This is a genomic window from Actinoplanes sp. NPDC051346 (assembly GCF_040682215.1).
Taxonomy (GTDB): Bacteria; Actinomycetota; Actinomycetes; order Mycobacteriales; family Micromonosporaceae; genus Actinoplanes.
In genome coordinates, this window is the sequence record NZ_JBFBAJ010000002.1 from 900,347 (window position 1) to 922,879 (window position 22,533).

Annotated in this window: 16 protein-coding genes and 2 pseudogenes; 5 read left to right on the forward strand and 13 right to left on the reverse strand. The window is 70.8% G+C overall.

What is annotated here, in order from left to right; genetic code table 11:
- Nucleotides 1-150 precede the first annotated feature (150 nt).
- The 6 genes from AB0M36_RS08220 to AB0M36_RS08245 form a co-directional block, all read right to left on the reverse strand.
- Nucleotides 151-3,528 (reverse strand): DUF5682 family protein, encoded by a 3,378-nt coding sequence (locus AB0M36_RS08220; RefSeq protein WP_364154203.1) that lies wholly within the window; start codon nucleotides 3,526-3,528, stop codon nucleotides 151-153.
- Nucleotides 3,521-4,630 carry an AAA family ATPase gene (locus tag AB0M36_RS08225; protein WP_364154206.1) on the reverse strand — a complete coding sequence of 370 codons (1,110 nt, stop codon included), beginning with the start codon at nucleotides 4,628-4,630 and terminating at the stop codon, nucleotides 3,521-3,523. Before AB0M36_RS08225 ends, AB0M36_RS08220 begins: the two co-directional genes overlap by 8 nt.
- Nucleotides 4,627-9,366 carry a hypothetical protein gene (locus tag AB0M36_RS08230; RefSeq protein ID WP_364154209.1) on the reverse strand — a complete coding sequence of 1,580 codons (4,740 nt, stop codon included), beginning with the start codon at nucleotides 9,364-9,366 and terminating at the stop codon, nucleotides 4,627-4,629. Before AB0M36_RS08230 ends, AB0M36_RS08225 begins: the two co-directional genes overlap by 4 nt.
- Nucleotides 9,363-10,235 (reverse strand): DUF4132 domain-containing protein, encoded by an 873-nt coding sequence (locus AB0M36_RS08235; protein ID WP_364154211.1) that lies wholly within the window; start codon nucleotides 10,233-10,235, stop codon nucleotides 9,363-9,365. Before AB0M36_RS08235 ends, AB0M36_RS08230 begins: the two co-directional genes overlap by 4 nt.
- A 217-nt stretch (nucleotides 10,236-10,452) precedes the next feature.
- Entirely contained in the window at nucleotides 10,453-11,235 is a 783-nt protein-coding gene (locus AB0M36_RS08240) for a TIGR02569 family protein (protein WP_364154214.1), read from the reverse strand.
- A 137-nt stretch (nucleotides 11,236-11,372) separates the two neighbouring features.
- The gene (locus tag AB0M36_RS08245) at nucleotides 11,373-11,897 is read right to left on the reverse strand and encodes a hypothetical protein (RefSeq protein ID WP_364154216.1); all 525 of its coding nucleotides are present in this window, start codon (nucleotides 11,895-11,897) and stop codon (nucleotides 11,373-11,375) included.
- Between the two features lie 142 nt (nucleotides 11,898-12,039).
- On the opposite strand from AB0M36_RS08245, the pseudogene AB0M36_RS08250 reads away from it, so the two are divergent.
- Nucleotides 12,040-12,833 (forward strand): annotated as a pseudogene (locus AB0M36_RS08250) (IS3 family transposase); the annotation flags it as partial.
- Nucleotides 12,834-12,914: 81 nt separating this feature from the next.
- Here AB0M36_RS08250 and AB0M36_RS08255 read toward each other — a convergent pair.
- Both AB0M36_RS08255 and AB0M36_RS08260 read right to left on the reverse strand, forming a co-directional pair.
- The gene (locus AB0M36_RS08255; RefSeq protein ID WP_364154219.1) at nucleotides 12,915-13,892 is read right to left on the reverse strand and encodes a site-specific integrase; all 978 of its coding nucleotides are present in this window, start codon (nucleotides 13,890-13,892) and stop codon (nucleotides 12,915-12,917) included.
- A gap of 64 nt (nucleotides 13,893-13,956) precedes the next feature.
- Nucleotides 13,957-14,283, reverse strand: a complete 327-nt coding sequence (locus AB0M36_RS08260) for an AbrB/MazE/SpoVT family DNA-binding domain-containing protein (protein WP_364154222.1) — start codon at nucleotides 14,281-14,283, stop codon at nucleotides 13,957-13,959.
- A gap of 597 nt (nucleotides 14,284-14,880) precedes the next feature.
- On the opposite strand from AB0M36_RS08260, the gene AB0M36_RS08265 reads away from it, so the two are divergent.
- The gene (locus AB0M36_RS08265) at nucleotides 14,881-16,479 is read left to right on the forward strand and encodes a diguanylate cyclase (RefSeq protein WP_364154225.1); all 1,599 of its coding nucleotides are present in this window, start codon (nucleotides 14,881-14,883) and stop codon (nucleotides 16,477-16,479) included.
- An 18-nt stretch (nucleotides 16,480-16,497) separates the two neighbouring features.
- On the opposite strand, the pseudogene AB0M36_RS08270 reads toward AB0M36_RS08265, so the two are convergent.
- Nucleotides 16,498-16,813 (reverse strand): annotated as a pseudogene (locus tag AB0M36_RS08270) (transposase); the annotation flags it as partial.
- 289 nt (nucleotides 16,814-17,102) lie between these two features.
- Nucleotides 17,103-17,264 (reverse strand): hypothetical protein, encoded by a 162-nt coding sequence (locus AB0M36_RS08275; RefSeq protein ID WP_364154228.1) that lies wholly within the window; start codon nucleotides 17,262-17,264, stop codon nucleotides 17,103-17,105.
- A gap of 304 nt (nucleotides 17,265-17,568) precedes the next feature.
- Here AB0M36_RS08275 and AB0M36_RS08280 point away from each other — a divergent pair, with 304 nt between their 5' ends.
- Nucleotides 17,569-18,012: an STAS domain-containing protein gene (locus tag AB0M36_RS08280; RefSeq protein ID WP_364154231.1), complete on the forward strand. Its 444-nt coding sequence runs from the start codon at nucleotides 17,569-17,571 to the stop codon at nucleotides 18,010-18,012.
- Here AB0M36_RS08280 and AB0M36_RS08285 read toward each other — a convergent pair.
- From AB0M36_RS08285 to AB0M36_RS08295, 3 genes are all read right to left on the reverse strand, one after another.
- Nucleotides 17,987-18,199 (reverse strand): hypothetical protein, encoded by a 213-nt coding sequence (locus tag AB0M36_RS08285; RefSeq protein WP_364154301.1) that lies wholly within the window; start codon nucleotides 18,197-18,199, stop codon nucleotides 17,987-17,989. The genes AB0M36_RS08280 and AB0M36_RS08285 overlap by 26 nt on opposite strands.
- 82 nt (nucleotides 18,200-18,281) lie before the next feature.
- Complete coding sequence (locus AB0M36_RS08290) at nucleotides 18,282-19,391, reverse strand: hypothetical protein (RefSeq protein ID WP_364154234.1); 1,110 nt, start codon at nucleotides 19,389-19,391, stop codon at nucleotides 18,282-18,284.
- Nucleotides 19,392-19,593: 202 nt separating this feature from the next.
- On the reverse strand, nucleotides 19,594-20,559 hold the full coding sequence (locus AB0M36_RS08295) for an AraC family transcriptional regulator (protein ID WP_364154237.1): 966 nt from the start codon (nucleotides 20,557-20,559) through the stop codon (nucleotides 19,594-19,596).
- A 264-nt stretch (nucleotides 20,560-20,823) separates the two neighbouring features.
- On the opposite strand from AB0M36_RS08295, the gene AB0M36_RS08300 reads away from it, so the two are divergent.
- Together AB0M36_RS08300 and AB0M36_RS08305 are read left to right on the forward strand one after the other, a co-directional pair.
- The gene (locus AB0M36_RS08300; RefSeq protein WP_364154240.1) at nucleotides 20,824-21,534 is read left to right on the forward strand and encodes an SRPBCC family protein; all 711 of its coding nucleotides are present in this window, start codon (nucleotides 20,824-20,826) and stop codon (nucleotides 21,532-21,534) included.
- Nucleotides 21,531-22,533: alcohol dehydrogenase catalytic domain-containing protein (locus tag AB0M36_RS08305; RefSeq protein WP_364154243.1), on the forward strand; the 1,003-nt coding region annotated here is incomplete at its 3' end. The genes AB0M36_RS08300 and AB0M36_RS08305, both read left to right, overlap by 4 nt.

Genomic DNA, 22,533 nt, shown 5'->3' on the forward strand with positions numbered 1-22,533 from the left:
GGTCATCAGCCCGCACCGTGACCACGCCACCATCACCCGACACGGGCCAGGCGTGGGCCTGCTCGACCACGGCATCGAGCCGTTTGGCCAGGCGTGTAGGCAGCGCCGCAACCGCTTCGGCGGTCACGTCAGCGGCAACCGGAGGCAGGTTCATCGCACCTGCTCCCCGATCCAGCGGGCAAGTTCGGTCGGGCTCAGCGCCGCCACCGGCATGCCGGCCCCGACCAGCTGTGCCGCGATGCCGGTGCTGTAGCGGGGACGGCCCTTGTCGTCGAGGCTGGCGCAGCCGAGCAGGGTCGTTCCGTCGTCGGCCAGGGCCCGGACCGCCGCGAGCAGGTCGCCGACCGCGTACCCCTCCTCGAAGTCGCTGATCACGATCACCATGGTGCGCTGCGGGACGACCGTGATCTGGCGGGCGTAGCGCAGGCCGGCGGCGATGTGCGTGCCGCCACCGACGCGGATCTCCAGCAGCAGCGACAGCGGATCGGTGACCTGGTCGGTAAGGTCGATGACCTCCGTCGAGAACGTGACGAAATGGGTGCGCAGCGCTGGGACCCCGGCCAAGATCGAGGCGGTCAGGGCCGCCCACACGGTCGACGGTTCCATCGAGCCGGAGACGTCGACCAGCAGAACGACCTGCCAGTCGACGCTGCGCCGGCCGAGGCTGCGGAAGACCGGCTGCTCGGGGAGGATCCGGGCCCGCCCGTCCGGCCCCGGCCGTACGGTGTGCAGATTGCGCCGCACTGTGGCACCCAGATCGAGCCGTCCGGTGTGCCGGCGGGTCGGGCGGGGCGTGCCCAGACCGGTGAGAGCGGGACGGATTCGGCGGGCCAGTTGCGCGGTGAGTTCGGCGACGAGACGGGCGACGAGCGGGCGCAGCCGGGCCAGACGGGACTCGGGCAGCCCGCCGGCCAGCGACAGCACCGCGTGCAGCAGGTCCACCGACGGGCGTACCTGTCGCGGGTCGGCGGCGAGCACCGCGTCGAGCCGGCCGCGTTCGGCGGCGCGCGCCAGGACCTCGTCGCGGACTTCCGTGCCGAACAGCGACTCCAGGTCCTCCAGCCAGTCGCGGGCCTGCGGATAGGCCGGTTCACGCCCGGCACCGCGGCCGTCGATCGTGTACGCCCCTTCGCCCCGGCCCGCACCGTAGATCTCGTCGAGCGCGGTAGCGAGCCGCCGCTGGTCAGCGGGAAGCCGGTCGGTCTCCCGGCCGAGCAGCAGCCGCCACCGCTCTCCCGGCGAGATCGCACCCGGCACCACCGCCCTCGGGGCTGCGGGAAGTGCGGGCCCGACGGCGGCGACCGGCTCCATCAGCCCGAGCGTCCGCACCGCCGCCAACCCCGCCCGATCCGCCGCCAGCCACGCCGCGACAGTCACCGGGTCGGCCGCGAGCCGCTCCTCCACGGCACCGTGCCGCTCACCGACCGTGTGCAGGAGACGATCTCGATCCGCGGGGCTCAGAGCGTCGAACCCGCCACGCAGCGCGGGCAGCCGCCGTACGAAATCGTCGTCGGACAGATGGTCGACCACATCGAGCAGCGGTTCGAGAACCGGCCCGCCCGACTGCAGCAGCGCCCCGGCCACGCTGAGCGCCCCGCGCAGCCGATCGGTCGCCTCGGCCGCGGGCAGGTCCGCCCAGGACGCGAGCCGCCGCCCGAACTCCTCCGGTGAGCTGTGCCCGAGCAGTACACCCACCGCCACCGCCGCACCGCTCATCAGCGGCGTCCCGTCCCGGGCCAGACCACGAACGGCGTGATCGAGCCGCATCAGCCGCCCCGCCTCGTCGGCCGCCTGCACAAGATCATGCAACGCCCGGGCGTCCTCGACCCGGGTCGACCCGGTGAGCCCGCTGACCGCCCCGACCGCGGCGGCGTGCAGATCGTCGCGGACCTCGGCGATCCCGTCCGGCGGCGTGGGCAGCCCGGTGACCTGACCCCGCTCGACCCGGTCGAGCAGGTTCAGCCCGGCGACGATCTGCGCGACCCCGCCGCCGTGGCACACCGCCTGCCGTACGTCCCCGAGGCGCAGTGCGGCGAGCCCCGCCAAGCCGCACGCCGCGGCCAGCTCCAGACCGGTCAGTGCCTGCTCGGCGGTCGGGCCACCCTCCTCGACCTCCCGCCGGCGACGCATCGCCATCAGGCCCTCCGTCGCCTGTGCGAGGGTCACCCCGTGCATGCCGGCGGCGGCGAGCGCGGCGTCCGTGGAGGGCGTCCACTCCACCCGCCACACCGTGGTCAGTGCTTCGCCGCCGAGGACCGGCCCGGCCGTGCCGGGATCGCCGTAGGCCGCGCCGCACGCGCCGAGCCGGCGGATGGCGAGTTCCCGGGCGCGGTCGGTGGGGGAGCGCAGCGGGTCGAGCCGGATGCGCTGCGCGGCCTGTCCCGGCCCGGGAAGCCGGAGCCGGCCCAACTCGTCCTCGACGGCGGGCAGCAGGCCGGTCCGGGGTGCGCCGGCGGGCAGCCGTCCCCGCCGGCGTCCGATCAGGACGGCGTCCATGGCGCGAGCGACACCGCGGCCGATGCCGGTGGGCGCGCCCTGCGCGAGGACCGTTTGCAACGCCTCCACCAGTTCGCCGCGGCCGGGCGCGGGCAGCGTACGCAACGCCGCCAGGTCACCCGCCAGCCGTACGACCTCCGCCGCCTCCCCGGGCCCGGCCGGACGTCCCTGTGCCCGTAGCTCCCGGGTGACCTCGACGGCGAACGTGTGCGTGGCGAGCCTGATCCGCTCCGCATCACCCCCGCTGTCGAGGACGGCCTGCTGCCAGCGCGGATCCCGGATGCCCGCCGGATAGCCGGAGCGTGCGTCGAGCAGGTCGAACGTGTACGGCACCAGCGAGATCACGGGCGCGGGCCCACCGGCCGCGTCATCGAGGACCGGCCCGTCGAGGAGCACCGGCGCGTGAAACGCCCCGACGACCACGCTGATCCGTCCGGTCGTACCCCTTAGATGCCCGCGCATGCAGGCCTCACGCCGTAGGTCGACGGGGTCGACACCGTGCGTTTCGGCGTCGTGCCGCAATGCCCACCCGGCTGCGAGCGCCGCCCGCCGCACGGCCTCCGGTGAGCTGCCCGGCGCCCCCGCCTCGATCCACCGATCCCAGAGATCGTCACCGGGGCGCCCGGTCAGGGTCCGGTGCACCGCCGCACCGAGCGAGGGCCCGATTCCGGGCTCGGCGGTGGAGGATCCGCGCGGAGAGCGGTCCGCCAGCGGAAGATCGCAGCACACCACCGGCACACCGTGCCGGCGCGCCCACCGAAGCGCCACCAACTCCGGGCTGAAGTCCGCGAACGGGTAGAAGGCCACGCTGCCGGCGGCCAGAGCCACCGGCGCCACCGTCTCCGGATCGGCCAGCCACCGCACCCACGGCTGCATCTCCGCGGGCAGTTCGACCAGCAGGGTCTCCGGCGCGAACGCGTCGAGCATCGCCGGGACGGCCGCGGCCAGGACCGGCGAGTGATGCCGTACGCCGATCAGCTGCACCCGCTCATCCCGGGCAAGCCGCCCGATCAGCTCACGCGGATCAGTCACGGAGCACGTCCCGGTGCTCCCACAGCTGCCGCCACATCCTCGCCCCGCCCTCCGCACGCCGTCGCAGCGCCCCGTCCCAGTACGCCAGCAGCCGCGCCGCATCACCCGGATCGTCCTTGCGCACCACCCCGAGCAGATGCCCCGGCAGCAGCGACAACGGATCCGGCCCCGGCAGGTACGCCTCGGAGAGCCCGATCGACGCCGCCACCGCGACCGCCTCCGCGGTGCTCATCACCGACGACGGCCGCTCCACCTCCCACCCCTCCGCGCTGAGTCCGGTCCGCAGGTCCCGGAAGGCCGTCACCAGCGTCTCCAGCACGGCGTCATCGACCGCGAAGGCCGCCCCGCCGCGCTCGACCGCAGCCCGCGCCTGCCTCGTGACCAGGGCGACCTCCGCGTCGAGATCGGCGATCGGCGGCACCACCTCGAAGTTGAACCGCCGCTTGAGAGCCGCCGACATCTCCGACACCCCGCGGTCGCGCAGGTTCGCCGTGGCGATCAAACAGAACCCGGGCACGGCGTGAGCGACCGCACCGTCGGTCCCGGCGAGTTCCGGCACGCTGATCCGCCGCTCCGACATGATCGAGACGAGAGCGTCCTGCACCTCCGGCAGGCAGCGGGTGATCTCCTCGACCCGGGCCACCGCGCCGGTCGCCATCGCGGTCAGGATCGGCGACGGCACCAGCGACTCCGGCGTCGGGCCCTTGGCCAGCAACAGCGCGTAGTTCCACCCGTAGCGCAGCTGGTCCTCGCTGGTGCCGGCCGTGCCCTGCACGGCCAGCGCGCTGGTCCCGCAGATTGCCGCCGCGAACAGCTCGGAGAGCATCGACTTGGCGGTGCCTGGCTCGCCGACCAGCAGCAAACCGCGTTCCCCGGCGAGAGTGACGACGCACCGCTCGACCAGCGCCCGCTCACCGACGAATTTCGGCGCGATGACCCGGCCGCCGAAGGGCAGCCCACCGGAACCGGCGACGAAGGTGACCACCGCGCGGGGAGTCAGACGCCAGCCCGGCGGGCGCGGACCGGTGTCGGCGGCCGCCAGAAACTCCAGCTCCTCCGCATATCGGTGTTCCGGCGGGTCGATCTGGCGGACGGTGGTCACGGCTTCTCCTCCAGGTCGCGGTAGCGGGGGACGTCGCCCGCGGTGATCCGGGCCCACGCCGCGGCGAACAGGTCCGGCAGTGAGCGGGTCACCACCCGCGCTCTGCCCGTGTGCAGGTAGAACTCCTGTTTCCAGGCCTCGACCGGCAGCATCGGCGCGCGGGCCGGCAGCCACCCACCGGGCAGGAACACCGTGCGCCCGGCGCGTTCCCGCTTGGCCGCCACCACCAGCTCGGCGGCCACAAGCGCCTCCCGGGCCGTGCGCAGCTGGGCGGTCTTCCAACCGTTCCACGCCTGAACGGCCTTGTCGGTCGGGTCCGGCAGCGCGAGCAGCTGCAGGTAGTACGCCGCCGCGTCTCCATCGAACCCGAACCTCTCGCGAACCTCGCCGACCAGGTGCGGCACGCTGACCCGGGGATCGTGCGGCTCGCCCGAGGCGCCACCGGGGGTGGACACGACCTCGTCGATCCAGCCGGAGAGCAGCGTGCGCAACGCCGCTCCGGTGTCGTGGTCGATGAAGCCGAGCGCCACGTCGTCCGTGCCGGTCAGTTTCGCCGGCGCGATGTGGAAGGTCATGAAGTCGTGGTAACCCGTCCCCTCGACCAGGGCCGGCCCGGCCTCGGGCGGACCGCTCAGCGGGTGCGTCGCGTGGCCGACCAGCAGGCTGGGGTTGCGCAGTCGCTCGCGTACGAGCCTCAGGGCCTCGGGCAGTGTGGACCGCAGTGGATCGTCCCAGCTCAGGTGGTAGCCGAGCCAGGGCAGGGCGACCGCCATCGCGAACAGGTGCCGTTGGTCGAACGGCGTGCCGGTGTCTGCCACGGTCTCCACGTGGTAATACCCGGCGGCGGTGCTGCGCCCGTCGGTGTGCAGCCAGTCACCGGCCTGGGGTGCCGCCACGATCTGGAGGATGTCGGCCGCGCGAGCGCTGTCGACGATCCGGTCGAGCGCCGCGACGAGCTCCTCCGGCACGGAGACCCGGCGTCCCCGCAACCGGATCCACGCCCCGGCGACCGCCGCCACGTCCGGCCCGCTCTCCCACAGATCGGCAGGGTTCACCGGCATCGCCGCGTCGAGCAGCGCGACCCGCTGGTGTGCGGACAGAGCCTGCAGCGCGGTCTTGGCGACCTTCGCGTGGGCGGCGCTGAGCCCGAGCAGGGTCCGCTGCGCAGGGCTGAGGAAATTCGCCTCCCAGGTGTCGATGCCGGGCAGCCCAGCCAGCAACAGGACGGCCTCCGCCCGGGTCATGCCGGTCGCGGCGGCCAGCGCCTCGGCCGCCTCCGGCCGCCACGGCGCCGGACCGCGCCCGCGCAGCAGGGCCCCGAAGGCCCACAGCCGCTCGCTGGTCTGACGGCCGCTGGGGTACGCCTGTTCGCGGACCGTCACGCCGGTCGGAGGAGTGAACCCGCCCTCCGGTGCGAGCTGGACGGCACTGCGCTGCCAGCTCGGCTGACGGCCGATGACGAAATGCTGCTGCGAGGGCGGGAAGAGGACCGTGATCTGCGCACCGGCACGCTGCACCTCCGCCTCCCCGTTGACGATCATCCGCTCCTGCGTGACCTCGAGCAGGCGCAGCGCGGGATCGGCCAGCGGCGTCCCGGCGACCGCGGCGAGGAAGACGGCGAGGGCTTCCCGGTCGTCCTGTCCGGTGACCGGCGACGCGGCTCGCAGGGCGGGAGCTCCGAGGCCGCCGAGCAGGGCCGTCCACCCGCCGCCGACCTCTGCGGCGGGGATGTGGTCGGCCGGCGCTCCGGCCAGCAGAGCCGCGAGCCCGGACACCTGCGCCAGGATGTCGTAGCGAGCCCCGGAGCGTCCGCTGTAATACATCCGGGCGGAGTCGCACAGCCCGCTCCACGCCTGCTGGAGTGCCTCGTCGGACACCGTGGGCACGGCCGCCTGTGCCGGGGCGACCTCGACATCCAGGTGCTGCGGAACCTCGGCGATGCGCCGCCGCAACTGGACCGCCCGAGCCACCACCTCGGCGATCCGGGACCGCAGGGTGACATCGGTGACCTGCGGCAGAAGCGCCTCGATATTCGCCGTGACCGCGTCCCTGACCTTGACCGTTCCGGTCACCGAGTCGTCGACCGCCAGCAGCTGCGCCGCCGTCGACTCGTCGACCGCCCGCAGCGCGGCCGACCCGGCCTCGTCGCGGGTCCGCAGCGCATGCCACCAGGCCAGCGGGGGCAGCGTGCCGGTCGTCGTGGCCGTCTCGGCGAGCACGAACTGACCGTCAGCCGTCCACACGCGCAGCCGGTCCCGCGAGTAGCCGCCCTCGATGGTCACCGGCAGCGGCGCCGCCGAACCTGGCAGCATCACCGCACCGACCAGGCGGTCACCCCCATGTTGAGCTTGGAGCCGCTGAACACCGCCCGCGGGCAGGGTCACCCGGCGGCCGTCGACACCCTCGCCGACCTGCGCGCCCTGCATTGTCCGCTTCGTGCGCCAACCGACGAGACCGTCGTGCCAGCCCATTGGTGACCCGGCGAACGCTTCCGGCGCCGGTCGCAGCACGCACGCCTCGGCGACCAGCCGGTCACCGGCCGGTGGGGTGAAGAAGGTCGGCACGCTGACCCGGCCGGCGTCCCCGGTCCGCGGATCGAACTCGCGCCACCGCCACCCCCGCTCACCGGAGTCGCCCTGCACGTACTCGCACCGCCAGAACGCCTCCCCGTCACTGGCCAGCGGATAGATGTCGCTGGGTCCCCGGGCGTCGCCCGGGTGCACGGGCCGGGCGCCGGTGGTGAGGCCTCCGCCCGGAACGGGCAGTGGTTCCATCGACACACCCCACCCGGTGCGGTTCGGCCGCCACTCGCCGTCCACGATGTCGTCCGGCCGCGACGACCAGTACGCCGCCGGGCCGCTGTCCCCGTTCCACGCGACCAGGAGGTCGCGGTCGGTGTGGAGGCAGGACGGCTGCGAGTAGTGACTCGGCGCGTGCGGGTGGCCCTGCGGTGGATAACGGAACAGATGCTCGGTCAGCGACCCGTCGGGTGCGATGACGTATGCCGACTGCAGGTCGAAGACCACCAGCTCGGGCCACGCGTCACCGATGCGGACGTTCTTCACCTGTTTCGCCGCGGCCTCGTACGCGGGCCAGGACAGCTCGGTCAGCAGACCGGCTCGCAGGGTCCGCGCCAGCACGGCCGGCACGTCGATCTCGGGCAGCCGCCGGAACCCGTCGGTGGCGAGCGCCATCCCGGCGGCTGACCACAGCGGGGCGAGCGCAGTCAGATCGGCGTCGAGGCTGGTGACCGTGCCGCCGCCAGACCGTGCCAGCTGCTCGGTGAGCATCTCCACCAGCACCGATCGGACACCGGCGGCGCCGAACGCCTGCTCCAGGGTCCGCTCCGGCAGCGCCGGGCTGGTGAGCGCCTCGCCGGAGCGCAGCCTGAACAAGGCGAGGCTGACGCTGCGGGCGAGCACCGGCCGCAGCACCGGATCGGCGGCGATCGCGGTCAGGTCGCGGCGCCCTGGGCCGTCGTCGGTCGCCCAGTCGCTGATCTCGAAACCGTTGCCTCGGCGCTGCGCCCCGACCTCGGCCCGGACACCGCCGGACAGGCACAGGTCGAGCACGTCCAGCTCGACATCCCAGTAGCCGGTCGCGAACTGCACGCCGGCCTCCGCGGCGAGCCGGGGCAGCAGCCGCTCGACCAGCGACAGCAGCCGCGCGCTGCGCTTGCGCCCGGCGCGGCCGGAACGCCGGCCGGCGAGGATCCGCTCCAGCCACCGGCTCGCCGGACCGGCCGCGGGCGCACCGCCGATCAGGTCGGCGGCCGCCCCGGAGGCCTCCAGCAGCTCGAGCCACTGCTCGGTCATGTCGGTGCCGTAGCCCGGCGGCTCCGGCACGATCGCCAGCAGCCGGCCGCGGATCGCAGCGTCCCGCTTGCCGAGCCGGAGCAGACTCTTGCGGTATGCCTTCCAGACCGAGGGCGTAGCCCGGGCCATCGCGGGATAGGTCAGCAGCTGGGTCACGACCTCGTCGGCCTGCTGCTCGGCGTCGAGCCCGGCCGCCTTGGCCAGGCGTGCCAGATCAGCCGCGATCGACGCGTGCGGCGCCAGCCCACCGGCGACCCGCCGCAGCGCGAGCGTCTTGACCAGCTCGTACGCCTCTGCGGCCGGCCGCCGGTCGACCACGCCACGCGCATACTCCGCCAGCATCGCCGCGGTCAGCGCCCCAGCGAACGCGAACTCCAGATGCACGTCGCGCACCCGGTCCTCGTCAACGCTCAGCCCGTGCACCTGCTCGGCGCGGCGGGCCTCGGTGAAGCAGGTGCCGGCCATCCGCTGATTCTCCGCGGCCAGGAACGCCCGCCCCGCCTGCTCCCAGAAGGTCGGCAGGAACGACGGCACCGCCGCACCGAGCCGCGCGGCGAGCACCTCGTATCCGTCTTTCGCGTTGCCCGGCTTGCCGCGGGCCGTCCGCGCGAGCTTCTCCATCTCCTTGACCAGGGCGAGCGCGTGCTTGCCATTGGCCGGATCGTGCACCAGGGCCCAGGCCGGGAAGCCGAGCGCCTGCCGCCGGGCGTGGCCGACGACGACCGGCGCGGCGGCGGGCCGGAATCCGAGGAACTCCATGGTGAGGTCCTCTGCCTCGCCGATGGCGGCGCCGACCAGCCGGACCACGGTGCGGCCGTCCAGCGCGGGATGCTCGTAGGCCCGCGTGGTGACCGCGTCGACCCCGGTGTCGCGTGACCTGCCGGGAAGGATCGCCCCGGCCTCCAGCAGCAGCTCGCTCATGCCTGCTCCTCCACGACGCGGCCGGCGTGCAGGGTGGCGGCCATACGCATGCCCTCCGACCACGCCACCGGTGGCACCTCGCCGGTGGCGACGGTCTGCCCGACGGCGTCGGTGAAGGCCAGCTCGTAGATCTCCGTCTCGACCGACGGGTCGCCGTCCCCGATCCACACCGAGGCCACGATCGTGCGGCCGTCCTCCCACACCCGGCAGACCGCTGTGCCGCCCTGCACCCGGTAGCCCGCCGAGGTGGCCCGAGACTGCACGTGCCGCAGCTCCTTGAACCGAGCCCCCGCATATCGCCGCAGTTCCTGCTGCTGCTCGGCCGCGCCGGGTGGCTTGCGCCAGACCTCGCGGAACAGCTGCACCAGGCTCTGCTCCACACCGAGATCGGCGGCGAACTCCCGCAGATCGTCCAGATCGGGCAGCAGCACCGGATGCGGGATCGCAACCGTGCCGGCGGTGAGCCGGGCCGACTCGCCGTCCAGGTCGACGACCCCTAGGCCCTGGGCCGCATCGGCGTCGCGCACCAGACCGGCGGCTTCCACCTCCCAGGTCCCGTCGGCGCTCACCGGCACGATCACCGTGTCGTGCAGCAGGGCCCGCCACGTCTCGTCCGCCCAAAGCTGGGCGATCACCGCGGACGGCACCGGCAGCGAACGGGTCATCCACCGCTCCACCTCGGCACGGCAGGTCGTCTCGTGCCGGCGCAGCCACTCGACGAGCTGCCGCAGACCGATCACCGCCTCGTGCTCCTTCAACACCTTGGGCAGGCTCCTTAGTGCCTTGCCCTGCGCGGTCCGCGCGACGACCTTCCCCCGGTCGACGCTTACCTCATAGTCGGCACCTGCCGGCACCCAGCCCATCGACATCCCCTCACCGAAGCGTGCAGCGGATTGTGCCAGCCGCTACCGACATTTTCGGCCGCGCCTGCGGTGAATCGGGCACGTCCGGCCGAACCGCTGGTGACGCCGATAGGTGCTACGGCGATTTTGGCTGCTACAGCTGCCACGCCGACCAGCATGGCCCGGGTCGTCGTCGGCTGCGGAGAGGTGCCTTGTCATGCCGAATTGCGGACGTCTTGATGTGTCACAGGCCGATGGCTGCGGCCGCGAGGTCGTACCGCCGGGCTTCGTCCTGCAGGTCGGCTCCCTGGTCGCCGGACAGAACGCGCTCGTTTGTCGTAGCCATCCGGAACAGCAGTGCGCGCGCTACCGCCGCCGCTGATACGTCCACCGTTCTCCACAGCGACGATGGTGCGTCGTGCCAGCAGAGCGCGTCAGCCACCACGATGGCCTCGGCGTACGCGGGCGGCCGCCAGTAGGGCGAGATGTCGATGATGGCGGGAGGGAGCCCAGGATCGAACAGGACGTTCTTCGTCAGGTCGGCGTGCACGAGCTGCGGTGGCCCCAACGGCTGCAGTGCTTCCTCCAGCCGTCGTGCCAGGGCGGTGAACTCCGGCACGAATCGGATAGCCCGTTCTGCCCAGGCCGCTCTGTCCGCCTGCGCCCACCAGTCCCGGCGCGTATCGAGAAAGGCCGGCCGGCGGAGACGGGCGACCGCCCGGTGAAACGCCCGGCCGGCCGTGAGGATTTCCTGCCACGTCGATACCGCGGAGTAGTCCGGTTCGGCACCCTGGACCCACCGCATGGCCGACCACCCCTGCAGGCCCCAGGCACCGTCACGGGTACGGACCGGCGCCGCAAGCCGGAAACCGTCACATGTCACGTCGGCGAACGCATCGGCCAGCCATTCGTGCAGGGCGCCCCCGTCCGGCTTGAGCACCACCTCGCCCGCAGCCCACGAGGTGCCTTGCCCGCCGGCCAGCCGCCGGGCGGGTCCGTCGACACCGAAGGCGTGCAGGACTGTCAATGAAGGCTGATCACGGCACACACGGTGCACGGTAGAGGCCAACGGCCGTCCTATCGACACGCTTAATGCGAGGACGACACATCCGCTCATGCCGCCGGTCGTGCGCGTCGGCCGAAGCCTCGCAATCACTTGCCGTGTTACCGGCTTGGCCGTCTCGATCCACCGTAAAGGTGGACGCGGTGGTCGACATGATGGTCGGGCTCGCGTGAGACGAACGCGTCAGTCTTCATTTCGCCGTTCGCGATATGTATCAGCCAGTCCTCGTAGTACCAGCTGGGATTGCAGGCGCAGGTGGTGACGGTGAACCGGAAGTTTGCCCGATACCGGCCGATCTCTCCGGGCTTGAGCGCGAAGAGACGGGCCGGGCCACTCTGCCGCGGATAGGCAGCCCAACCCGGTAACCGGTCAACGACCAGCGTCCCGCTCTCCACCGACAACCACAGGTCGAGGTCACGGGCTTGATCCAGGCCATCACTGACTACGCCGTCATCAGGCACGTACCGGGCTGCCTCATCTGCAAGCACATCGTGAATGACCACATCACCGGCTGGCATCGACGGCGGCAGTAACGCTGGGCTGCACAGACCCCGCCGGGCATTCGCCGCCGGCGCCCAACGGGCTGCCGCACTCCAGCGCACACGTACGCGTTGAATAGTGATCACGGCTCACCCTGACGCGCCAAGCCACCGAACCGCCAGCCGTTATCCGGATCTGCCGCAGATGGTGGACGCAGGTCCCGCCGCATCGTCACGCTCCGTGCGGTCTTCCTGGCGTTCTGAGCAGACTCTCGTGCCGACGAGAAAGCGAAGCGCCGCCGCGCGAGCTACCCGCGACACCGCGGACCTGGTGTTGGCCGCTCGGATCCGGCAGGTCCACACCGCGTTCGACGGCACCCACGGGGCACCGCGGATCACCGCCGAACTGCGGGACACTGGGCAGCGGGTCAACCACAAGCGGGTCGCCCGGGTGATGCGCCGTTTCGGCGTGCAAGGACTACGGCTACGCCGGCGCATCCAGACCACCGTCACCGACCCGAGCGCGGTCAAGGCACCCGACCTGATCGGCCGCGACTTCACCGCCCCGCAGCCGAACAAGCGCTACGTCGGTGACATCACCTACCTACCGGTCGGCGAACGCGGGTTCCTCTACCTGGCCACCGTCATCGACCTGCACTCACGCCGGTTGGCTGGCTGGGCGATCGCCGATCACATGCGCACCGGACCTGGTCATCGACGCCCTCCACGCCGCCCAGCGAACCCGCGGCAGCCTCAACGGCGCCGTCTTCCACGCCGACCACGGCACCCAATACACGTAAGGCGTTCGCCGCCGCCTGCACCACGGCCGGGGTGCGCCAATCGATGAGCAAGGTAGGCAGCTCCGCCGACAACGCCCTCGCCGAATCGTTCAACGCGACCTTCAAACGCGAGACCCTGCAAGGCCGCCGCGCGTTCACCGACAACCGCGAGGCCCGACTCACCAGCTTCCGCTGGCTACACCGCTACAACACCGTCCGACGCCACTCCCGGCTCGGACACCAATCCCCGATCAACTACGAAACCACCCGAGCGACCCCGGCTACGCTGACCGCTACCGAATAAACCCCGTGTCCAAGATCAGGGGTCAAGCCCCGACGCGGGCGCGCCAAACACATGTCGACCCGCCCGCGTCTATCCCCGAGGTCAGCCGCTGATGGACGCCAGCGGGTGTGGTTCTCCGGTCAACGCGGCGACTGCTGCCGCGACCTCGTCGAGTTCGGCCTTGATATACGTGGTCGTGGTGCCAGCATCCCCGCCCGCTGAGCTGTGCCCGGCAAAGGCCCGCGCCACCGCGTACCCGAACGTCCGCTCCACCCACGTGATCACGGTATGCCGCAGCCAGTGCGCACTGATTCCTTGTGCAGCGACCCACGGCAAATGTTCACCGAGCCGCTTCCACAATCCGTCGTAGCGCCGGTACGTCAACGGACTGCCATTGGCATACCGCAAGAGCTGTGCCTCGCTACGCGGACCACCGTCGCCGCGCTCGTCCCAATGCGCCAGCAGATGGCGCATCAGCGTCGGCGACACCGGCAGCCAGCGCAACGTGCCGCCCTTCTCGCGCAGCAACACCACACACTGCTTGACATCCAGATCGCAGCGCCGAACATTCAGGGCGCCGCCGCGACGGCAGGCCGTCTCGGTGTGAAAGCGCAGCAGCAGGCTGTCGAGTGCGGGATCGTTACCAGTGGTCGCCGCCACCTCGTTGATCTCCGCCAGCCGGTCTTCGCGCAGGGCGCGCCGGGCACTTTCCTGCCGCTTGGGCTTGGCAACCTTCGCTGCCGGGTTCTCCGCCTCGCTCAGATATCCGTTGTCCACCGCGTTCCGATACGAGCAGCGCATCGCCGCCACGTAATTCTCCTCGGCGCCGGTACCGCCGCGACCATTGCGGCGGATGACCCGCCCCGCCCGCAGTTGCTTTCCCAGTTGGGTGATCTCTAACGGTGTGGGCTCATCCAACCGGCGTGTACCCCACTGCTCCACCACCCGATTCCAGTACGAGCCGTACGCCTTCAGCGTGCCCACCGAGGTTGCCGCCGCGACCTGCGGCACGAACTCGGCGAATGTCGGCACCGTAGGCCGCGCCGCCACCGCACCGGCGATCAGATCCTCCGGCGACAATCCGAGCTTGCCCAGGAGGAGAAGCGCGGCGTCTACCTCCGGCTGCCATTTCCCACCAGATCAGTCATGACGCTTCACCGCTGAAGACCTCGGCATGCGCCCGGTTGATCATCGCGTCCAACGCTGCCGGAGGATGGATCACCACACGCCCCTGGTGCGCATCAGCGATGAGCAGCACCCGGGAGCCGTGCGTCAGCCCGCACCAGCGGCGAATCCCGACTGGCACCAGTACCCGGCACTGCCAGCCGAGCCGCCACGAACCCGCATCATCGGCGGTGACAACGACCAGGCCACCCTGTTCCTTCACGGTGACCCGCGTGCCTGAGGTCCACGTAAGCGTCGTCACCACAGGTTGCAGAGCGATCCGGCCGCGCCCCTCGACAACCGCCACGGCATAGTCGGTCGACTCTTCCCGCACTGCCGGGAGCCGCGGAACCGCTACCCGCCGGGAAGAACCCGTAGCCGAGCGGACTCCGGCGGAACCCGGCCGGGCGGGAAGGACCAACGGCCTCACCACGCCGGCGGTCAACATAGCCACCCCACCACATGGGGAGCCAGAAAGCTCGGAGTCGCGACGTCAATCGGCCGAGTCCGGCCGCGTCGCAAGAGCGTGAAAGCTACCTGTTCAAGTAGCTGAATACGTGGCACCAGTGCCACAGGTTGGTGTCCGAGGATCAACACCAGAGACAAACACACGATGATCGCGGCCAGTGAGCTGCTCTGTGGCCGGTGACAGGCGAGATGCTGCGGCGCTGCTCGCGAGGCGGCATGGTCGAATCACCCGTTCGAAGCGGTCGTGATCGGTGAGTACGATCGGGCGTTCGTCTTCCGCCAGGCCTTGAGATCATCCCGGACCTGAATGCTAGCGCCCGTTCCATGCAAGTCGATGGGCGTCTACCTCTTGGCCGCGGGTATGTGGGTTCCGCGTATCCGAGCGCGTGATCTTCGCTGCTGTTGGATGATCGGTGGGCGGCGGAGGGAGGCGTCAGTGCGGGCTCATGTGGCGGGGGAATCGTCGGTCGACACACTGGCCGACGTGTCCGCGACGGCCCCGCAGGCTGCCGCGCGGCTCGACGCGGCGCTGCGGGCGATGGAGACGATCGCTCCCGCCCGGTACCGGGAGATCGCCGGACCGGCTGTCCGGGCCGAGCGGCTCGCCGCCGAGCTGGACCGGCCGGACCTGGTGATCCGTGCCCGGCTGGCCCGGGCCGACGTCCTCGCCGTCGACGGCGACATGGCGGCGGCGGGTCGGATCGCGCATGAGGCGCTCGCGTGGAGCACCGAACATGGCGGCGCCTACCTGGTCGCGCGCAGCCACCGCCAGCTCGCACTTTTCTTCTACCACGTGGGCGACGCCGCTGAAGCGCTTGCGCACGCAGTGCAATGCGTCGCGCACACCGGCGAGGACGCGCCACCGCAGGTCCGCGCCAGGCACTTGTCGACACTGGCCGTGATGCTCGACGTCAACGGCTCGCAGGCCGAGGCGCGCCGACGCTTCACCGAGGCGCTCGACGTCGCCGGTACCCTCGATGATCCCGAACTGTCCCTCCAGATCCTCAACAACCTCGCCTACACCGAGTACAGCTGTGGCCATCTTGACCGGGCGCAGGAGCTGATCGAGCGGATGCGGGCTTACGGAATCCGGCTGGCTGCCACCGAGCTGGACACGATCGCCCGCGTCGAGCTCAGCCGAGGCCGGTACGCCGAGGCCGAGGCCACGCTGCGCCCCGTCCTGGAGGGCGCCCGGGACGACCTGCTGGACGAGGGCAAGGCACTGGCCGAGTGCCTGCTGACCGCCGCGGAGGCCCAGCGTCTGCGCGGCGCCGTCGCGGTGGCGCAGGCCACCCTCGACCGGGCGGCCCGATTCTGCGACGAGCGCCAGCTGGCGGCGGCCCGGGCCCGGGTACGCGAGGAGCAGGCCCGCCTGTACGCGGCCACCGACCGGTACCGCGAGGCGTACGAAGAGTTCCAGCGGTTCCACCGCGAGACCCAGGCACTGCAGTCCGCCGAGCGAGAGGCCCGCGCCCGGGCGCTCCAGGTCGTCTTCGAGATCGAGGAGGCCCGCCGGGAAAGCGTGCGCTTTCGGGAGCTCGCCCTGCGCGACGCTCTCACCGGGCTGCACAATCGCCGTTTCGTGGACGATCGGCTCGGGGAGCTCTTGGAGCGCGCGGCGGCCGAGCGGCTGCCGGTGTCGGCGGCCCTGGTCGATCTGGACCACTTCAAGCGCATCAACGACACGCTCGCGCACGCGGCCGGTGACGCTGTGCTCCAGGAGGTCGCCCGGCTTCTCGCCGCCGCGGCGGCGGAGGACGAACTCGTCGCCCGGCTCGGCGGCGAGGAGTTCGTCCTGGTCCTGCCTGGTGTCGACGCCGACGAGTCGGTGCGGCGCTGCGAGCGGCTGCGCCGCTCGATCGCCGGGCACGCGTGGCGCCCGATCACCGGCGACCTGCCGGTCACCGCCAGCATCGGCGTCACGACCGTGGCGGACGGCGCCAGCACGCCGTCGGCATTGCTCGCCGCGGCGGACCGGAATCTGTACGCGGCCAAGCGCAGCGGCCGCAACCGAGTCGTGGCCGACCCCGCCTGAGGGGACCGGCGCAGTACCTCCTTCTCGCACGGCTCGGCCGGCAGGACGGATCCGCAGGGCGAAGAAGCGCCTGGACAGCGTGTCAGCGGCCCGGTAACCGGTGCCGTCGGCTGTGGGCAGCCGTTCCCGCCAGTGCACGAGTACGGCCTGCTCGGCGCCGTGGTCGAGGGCGAGGTCCTTGATACTGCGGGCCGGATGCGGATATCGCGGCGTGGGATGTTTCCCGATCCCGGTATAGGTGGCCTCGACAGGGTCGGCGTGACCGGGCTGGGCGGTGGTGCTCGAGGTGGTCGCCACGACGTAAGAGATACCGCGGTCGGTCAGGCCCTGCGCGGTGAAGTTGCGGTTGACCAGGTCCGGCGCCGGCGTGTGCCGGGGGTCCTGCTTCGTTGAGCCGCCGCGCCAGCCGCGCCGCAGGAACGCCCTTGCCAGCCCCGCCAGCTCATCAGCCGCTCGACCCGTCGCGGCCGACCCGGATGCCGTCGCGGCGCAGCTGCCGGTGTACCCGGTCGGCGCCGTAGGTGTGCCCGGAGGGCTTCCCAGATCTCGTGGATGTTGGACAGCAGGCCCAGGTCGACCAGGTCCCGGTCGCTCGGCTGTTCGGCCTGGCGCACTCACTGGTGTTAGGCCGATTCGGCGATGTTGAGAACCCGTAGAAGGAGCGCGACCGCGAAGCGGTCACGGTGTTCGTCGATGAACCTCATGACCGTCGCCGACCGGGCCCGCGACTGCGTGCGGCCGATGCTGCTCAGCCCGTCAACCTGGTCGACGATCGGTTCGGTCACTGTGCGCATCTCCTCAAGATCAAGATCCGTCGTTATTTGTACAGTCCGTCGTGAGTGGCACACCGGCGTCATCCGGCCGCTTCCGCTGCGTGTCTACGCGAATGCCGCTGTCCGAGTCAGGATGTAGCCGAATCCATTCTCACGAACCGAATTCTTGACGGAATCTGGATAGTCGATGCGTTTACGAGTCCGCGCGGCTGAACACAGTGGCCTATCGTCTAGACCTGTACCTGATGTTCGGCGGTTGGTCGAATGCGTCGTGCCACCGTGGGCTTTGCAGCGGTAGGGACGACGCCAGTGGTTGATGCCAGTGCTGCGCTCGACGAGAGGCAGCCCGCGGAGGAGGAACTTGGATGCGCGGGCGCGTCAGGTCAGGAGACGACCAGTGAGCGTTTTCTGGCTAATAGGTTTCCAAGACTGGGTTGAGGGCTTGACCGCTACTGTCGTCGCCGCACCAGACCGTGGCGACGTGACCATCAGGTTGTGCGGGAGTATCGACCGGCAATCATGTGCGACTGTCAGCGAGACGCTTCTCAGGGCCTTGGCGGCCCACGCCGCCAAGCGGGTCGTCCTCGACCTGGCGAGAGTCGACTTCTGCGACGTCGCAGGCATACGGGCGCTGGTTGCCGCCCATCGTCATGCTGCTGCCGGTGGCGTTACGTGTTCGATCGAGAATCCACAAGAACACATCCGTTGGCTTTTCGCGGCCACGGGCACAGCGACTATTCTGGAAGTAGCTGGTGGCTGACCGTCCGCGTCTGTGCAGAATTCGGCGAGCCAGCGGTTCCCGGCGCAACGGGCTGTCGGCCGCTGCTGGTGACCAGCAATGCGATGCTCACGTGGCGACGGTTGGCGCCCGGCCAGGCCGCGATGGCGCCGTCGCGGATGCTCAAGCCGGGATCCGGGACGAGCAGGTCCTCGGCGACGTCGTGCACGACGCCCAGTCCGTGACACCGTGGGCAGGCGCCGGCCGCGGTGTTGGGGGAGAACGCCTCGGCCTCCAGCCGCGGGACGTGTTCAGCGGTCCTTTTCGTCAAGCCAGCCGTCGGGTTCGGGATGGTATCCGTAGGCGGCGGCCCGTACCGTTTCCTCGTCTTCCATCCCGGAACCGATCGCTCCGCCGACGGTTGCCAGGGAACTGATGAGCCAGGCGAGCGTCAGGTAGTCGGTGGCTTGAACCGGCCGTTGCAGGCTCTGTTGCAGCATGGATGTGTCTATCAGCAGCGCCGCGGCAAGCGCCGTTCCGACCAGGAGGACGACATAGGACGCTGCGGTCGCCAAGGCGAGGGTGAGCACCGTGCCCAGGTTGAACAACCGGGCAAGCTCGGCGGATGTCTGCCGGTCTGGTTTCTCCCACAAGTCATGCGCGATGATCAGCCAGGCCACCAACGCGGTCAGACCGAGCAGCATGATCACCGTGAGGCGCAGCGGGCCCAGTGTGTCGCTCATCCTCCAGATGGTGCTGTTGGTGAGCGAGAACGCGGCTGTGCCGAACGCGCCGACGAGCAGCTTGGACAGGCCCAGAAGGGCGCGTCCCGGGCGGTTCGCGCGAATCATCCCGGTCAGCAGCCGTGCCCGGCCGGTCAGCGGGGAGGCGACGTAGCGCAGTTCCCCGACGTCGTTGTCGCCGGCCAAGCGGTGGACGACGGTGACCCGGCTCGCCAGCTCGGCCGGTTTCCATTCGGCCGGTGGCAGTCGCTGGTCGCAAGTGTCGGTGAGCAGCCGGCTCATGAGGTCCGGGACGACTGCGCGGACGGTGTGCAGCTGGCGCAGTCCGAGCGCGGGTAGGGACACCATCGCGACTCGGCGCTGGGCGGAGGTCTGCGCGACCAGCGGCACCCCGTCGGCGTGCAGCGGTAGGTCGGTCAGGCAGATCGCGACGTCCCAGCCGTCGTCGGTGCGCCGCCGGGCGAGATCGTCCAGTAGCCCCTCGGCGCCGCTGTCGCGGCGCGGCGCCACGTCACCCCAGCCTTGCTGGACGCTCCACTGCACGTCGGCGCCTACCCGGTCGGCGAGCCGTTCGGCCAGCTCGCGGCAGAGCCGCGCGGTGACCCGGGCCGGGTGGTCCGGCGGAGTGGCCACCAGTCCCACGACGATCTCCGGACGATGCTCGTCACTGCGGGTCATCGGCGGCTCCTCTCCGGCAGCTGAGCCCTGTCCCGGTTGCGGTCCTGTCCCAGGGCGCGTACGGCCGGTTTACCCCGTTTGCACTTGCGGTCAACCGCGCGGTTCCGCTTGGCGCGTGATCGCTCGCCCGATACCGAGAACAGCGGTTCGGGTGATCGGCATCGAGCGGGTCGGACGTGCTCTGCAACCAGAGCCTTTGTGGCTAACTCCGCAAGGAGCTGCGGGGAGAAACTCCGTACTGGGCGCGGTATTCGGCGGCGAAGCGGCTCATGTGGGTGAAACCGTAGCGGTAGGCGATCTCGGTGACGGTGTGCCGCGCCGGATCGCCGTGACGAAGGTCGTCGTGGACACGAGCGAGACGCACCTTCCGCAGGTAGGTCATGGGCGGCATCCCGATATACCGCCGGAAACCTTCCTGCAGGCTTCGGACGCTCACGCCGGCGATGGCGGCGAGGTCAGCGGCGGTGAACGGCTCGCCCGGCTGCGCCCGGATGGCTTCGACGACGCGCCGGACCGCGCCGGGCGCCGCCGTCACCGGGCTCGGGCGCTGCATCCGGTCGCGATACGGGTGATCCGTGGCGCTCAACAATCCCGCGATCAGGGCTTCCTGCAGCCGGGCCCCGGCCACAGGGTTGTGCAGCAGTCCTTGAGGCTGGGCGGCGTCGGCGGCCATCAGCCGGACGAGGCGTAGCCAACTGGCGCCCGGTCCACGGGTGACGTCGATAGTCGGGCCGAGCCTGATCGGCGAGCGGACCGGTGCGTCGAGCAGGCTGGCGAGTTGCTCCTCCAGCGCCGCGCGATCAATCTTCACGGCCAGCAGCCGGCAGTCGCCGTCCCATCTCTCCAGGCTGGTGTCGCCGACGGGTTGGAAGACCGCCGCGGTTCTCGCCGTGGCCTGCCGGGGCGCATCGCGGCCTTGCCGCCAGGCCAACGAACCCGTCATCGGCAGGTTGACGTGATACGCGCCGAGTTCACCGAACCGGATCTTCACATCGGTGCCGAACTGCAGGTCGCCGAGGGTGACAGTGCCGGACGGGGTGACATCGAAACGAGTCTGCCAGCAGTGCCTCCAGGAGAGCACGTCCACGAAACTCGAGTAGTAATAGCGGCCCAGGAACGCGCGTGCCTGATCTACGTCACCAGAGGCATGAGTCACGACCGGCACCATCGCAGCATGACACCCCCAGGGTGTCATCCGCCACCACGCACGGCAGCGCGGTGTCCTCTGCACACTGGCGGCGCTCCGGCGGGTTTAGGTAGTTGTCTGGGGGTACCCCGGCAATATGGGCCGTGCACCGGTCCGGTGTGCGACCGGCACGCGTGGCCGGGCGCGATTCGGATGCGGAGGCTATCCGTGACTCGACCGGCAACCCGAGAAGCGGTGAGAGACCGGCAGGACCAGATGCGGCGGCGTGGCCGCGGACTCGGCTGGATGAGTCTCGGTCTGGGCGTGGCGCAGGTGGCGGCCCCGGACATGGTGCGCTCGATCAGCGGCGTGGACGACTCCCCGACGTCGCGGGCGGTAGTGCCGCTGCAGGCCACTCGAACGAAGGACACCGGTTCCGTGCCGACGGCGCGGGGCACCCGCGAAGGAGGACCCGTGGAATTGACGGCAACGACAACCATCCGCAAACCCGCGTCGGAGGTCTACGCATTCTGGCGCGATCTGGAAAACCTCCCGACATTCATGGCGCACCTCGAACAGGTCCGCACCACAGGCGACCGGACCAGCCGCTGGGTCGCCGGCGCCCCGTTCGGCAGCAATGTGGAGTGGAACGCGGAGATCACCGACGAGGCGCCCGGCGAGAAAATCGCGTGGCGCTCGACCGGACACGCCGACGTGCCGAACACCGGCACGGTGCGGTTCCTCCCCGCCCCGGACGGTGTCAGCACCGAGGTACACGTCGCGCTGACGTACGACATTCCCAGCGGCGCGATCGGCAAGGCGGTCGCCAAGTACTTCGGCGAGGAGCCCCACCAACAGCTCGACGACGACCTGCGCCGGCTCAAGCAGGTCCTGGAGACCGGCGAAGTGGTCCGCTCCGACGGCGCGCCGTGGGGCAAGCGGGCCCGCAAGGAATTCCCGCAGCGTCCGGCGCAACCGCTGTCGGACGCCGAGCTCGCGAAGGGAGCGGACGCATGAGGGCGAACACCTGGGCGGGCCGCAACAAGGTCGCGGTTCGTGACGTGCCGGACCCGAAGATCCTGAACAAGCGTGATGCCATCGTACGGATCACCTCCACCGCGATCTGCGGCTCGGACCTGCACCTGGTCAACGGGTATGTGCCTACCATGCAGGACGGCGACGTCATGGGACACGAGTTCATGGGTGAGGTGATCGAGGTCGGCCCGGGCGTCGACTCCGGTCGTCTGCGGGTCGGGGACCGGGTCGTGGTGCCGTTCCCGATCGCTTGCGGCGCCTGCGCGGCCTGCGCCGCCGAAATGTACTCCTGTTGCGAGAACTCCAACCCGAACGCCGGGATCGCCGAGAAGATGTTCGGTCACCCGGTCGCCGGGATCTTCGGCTACTCGCACCTGACCGGCGGCTTTGCCGGCGGTCAGGCACAGTATGCGCGGGTGCCGTTCGCCGACGTCGGCCCGCTCAAGATCGAATCCGATCTGAGCGACGAGCAGGCGCTGTTCCTGTCCGACATTCTGCCCACCGGCTACATGGGCGCTGAGATGTGCGACATCCAGCCCAGCGACGTGGTGGCGGTGTGGGGCGCCGGCCCGGTCGGGCAGTTCGCCATGGACAGCGCCCGGGTGCTGGGCGCTGCGAAGGTCATCGCCATCGACAAGGAGCCGTACCGGCTGCAGATGGCCGAACGAGCGGGCCACACACCGGTGAACTTCGAAGAAGTCGACGTACGGTCCGCTCTGCTGGAACTGACCGGTGGACGCGGACCCGACAAGTGCATCGACGCGGTCGGCCTGGAGGCTACCCACGGCAGCGCGCACATCGCCGCGTACGACAAGATCAAGCAGGCCGTACGGTCGGAGACCGATCGCCCGCACGCGCTGCGCCAGGCCATCATGTCGTGCCGCAGCGGCGGCGTGGTCTCCGTCATTGGCGTGTACGGCGGCCTGCTCGACAAGTTCCCCGCCGGCGCCTGGATGAACCGGTCCTTGACCCTGCGCACCG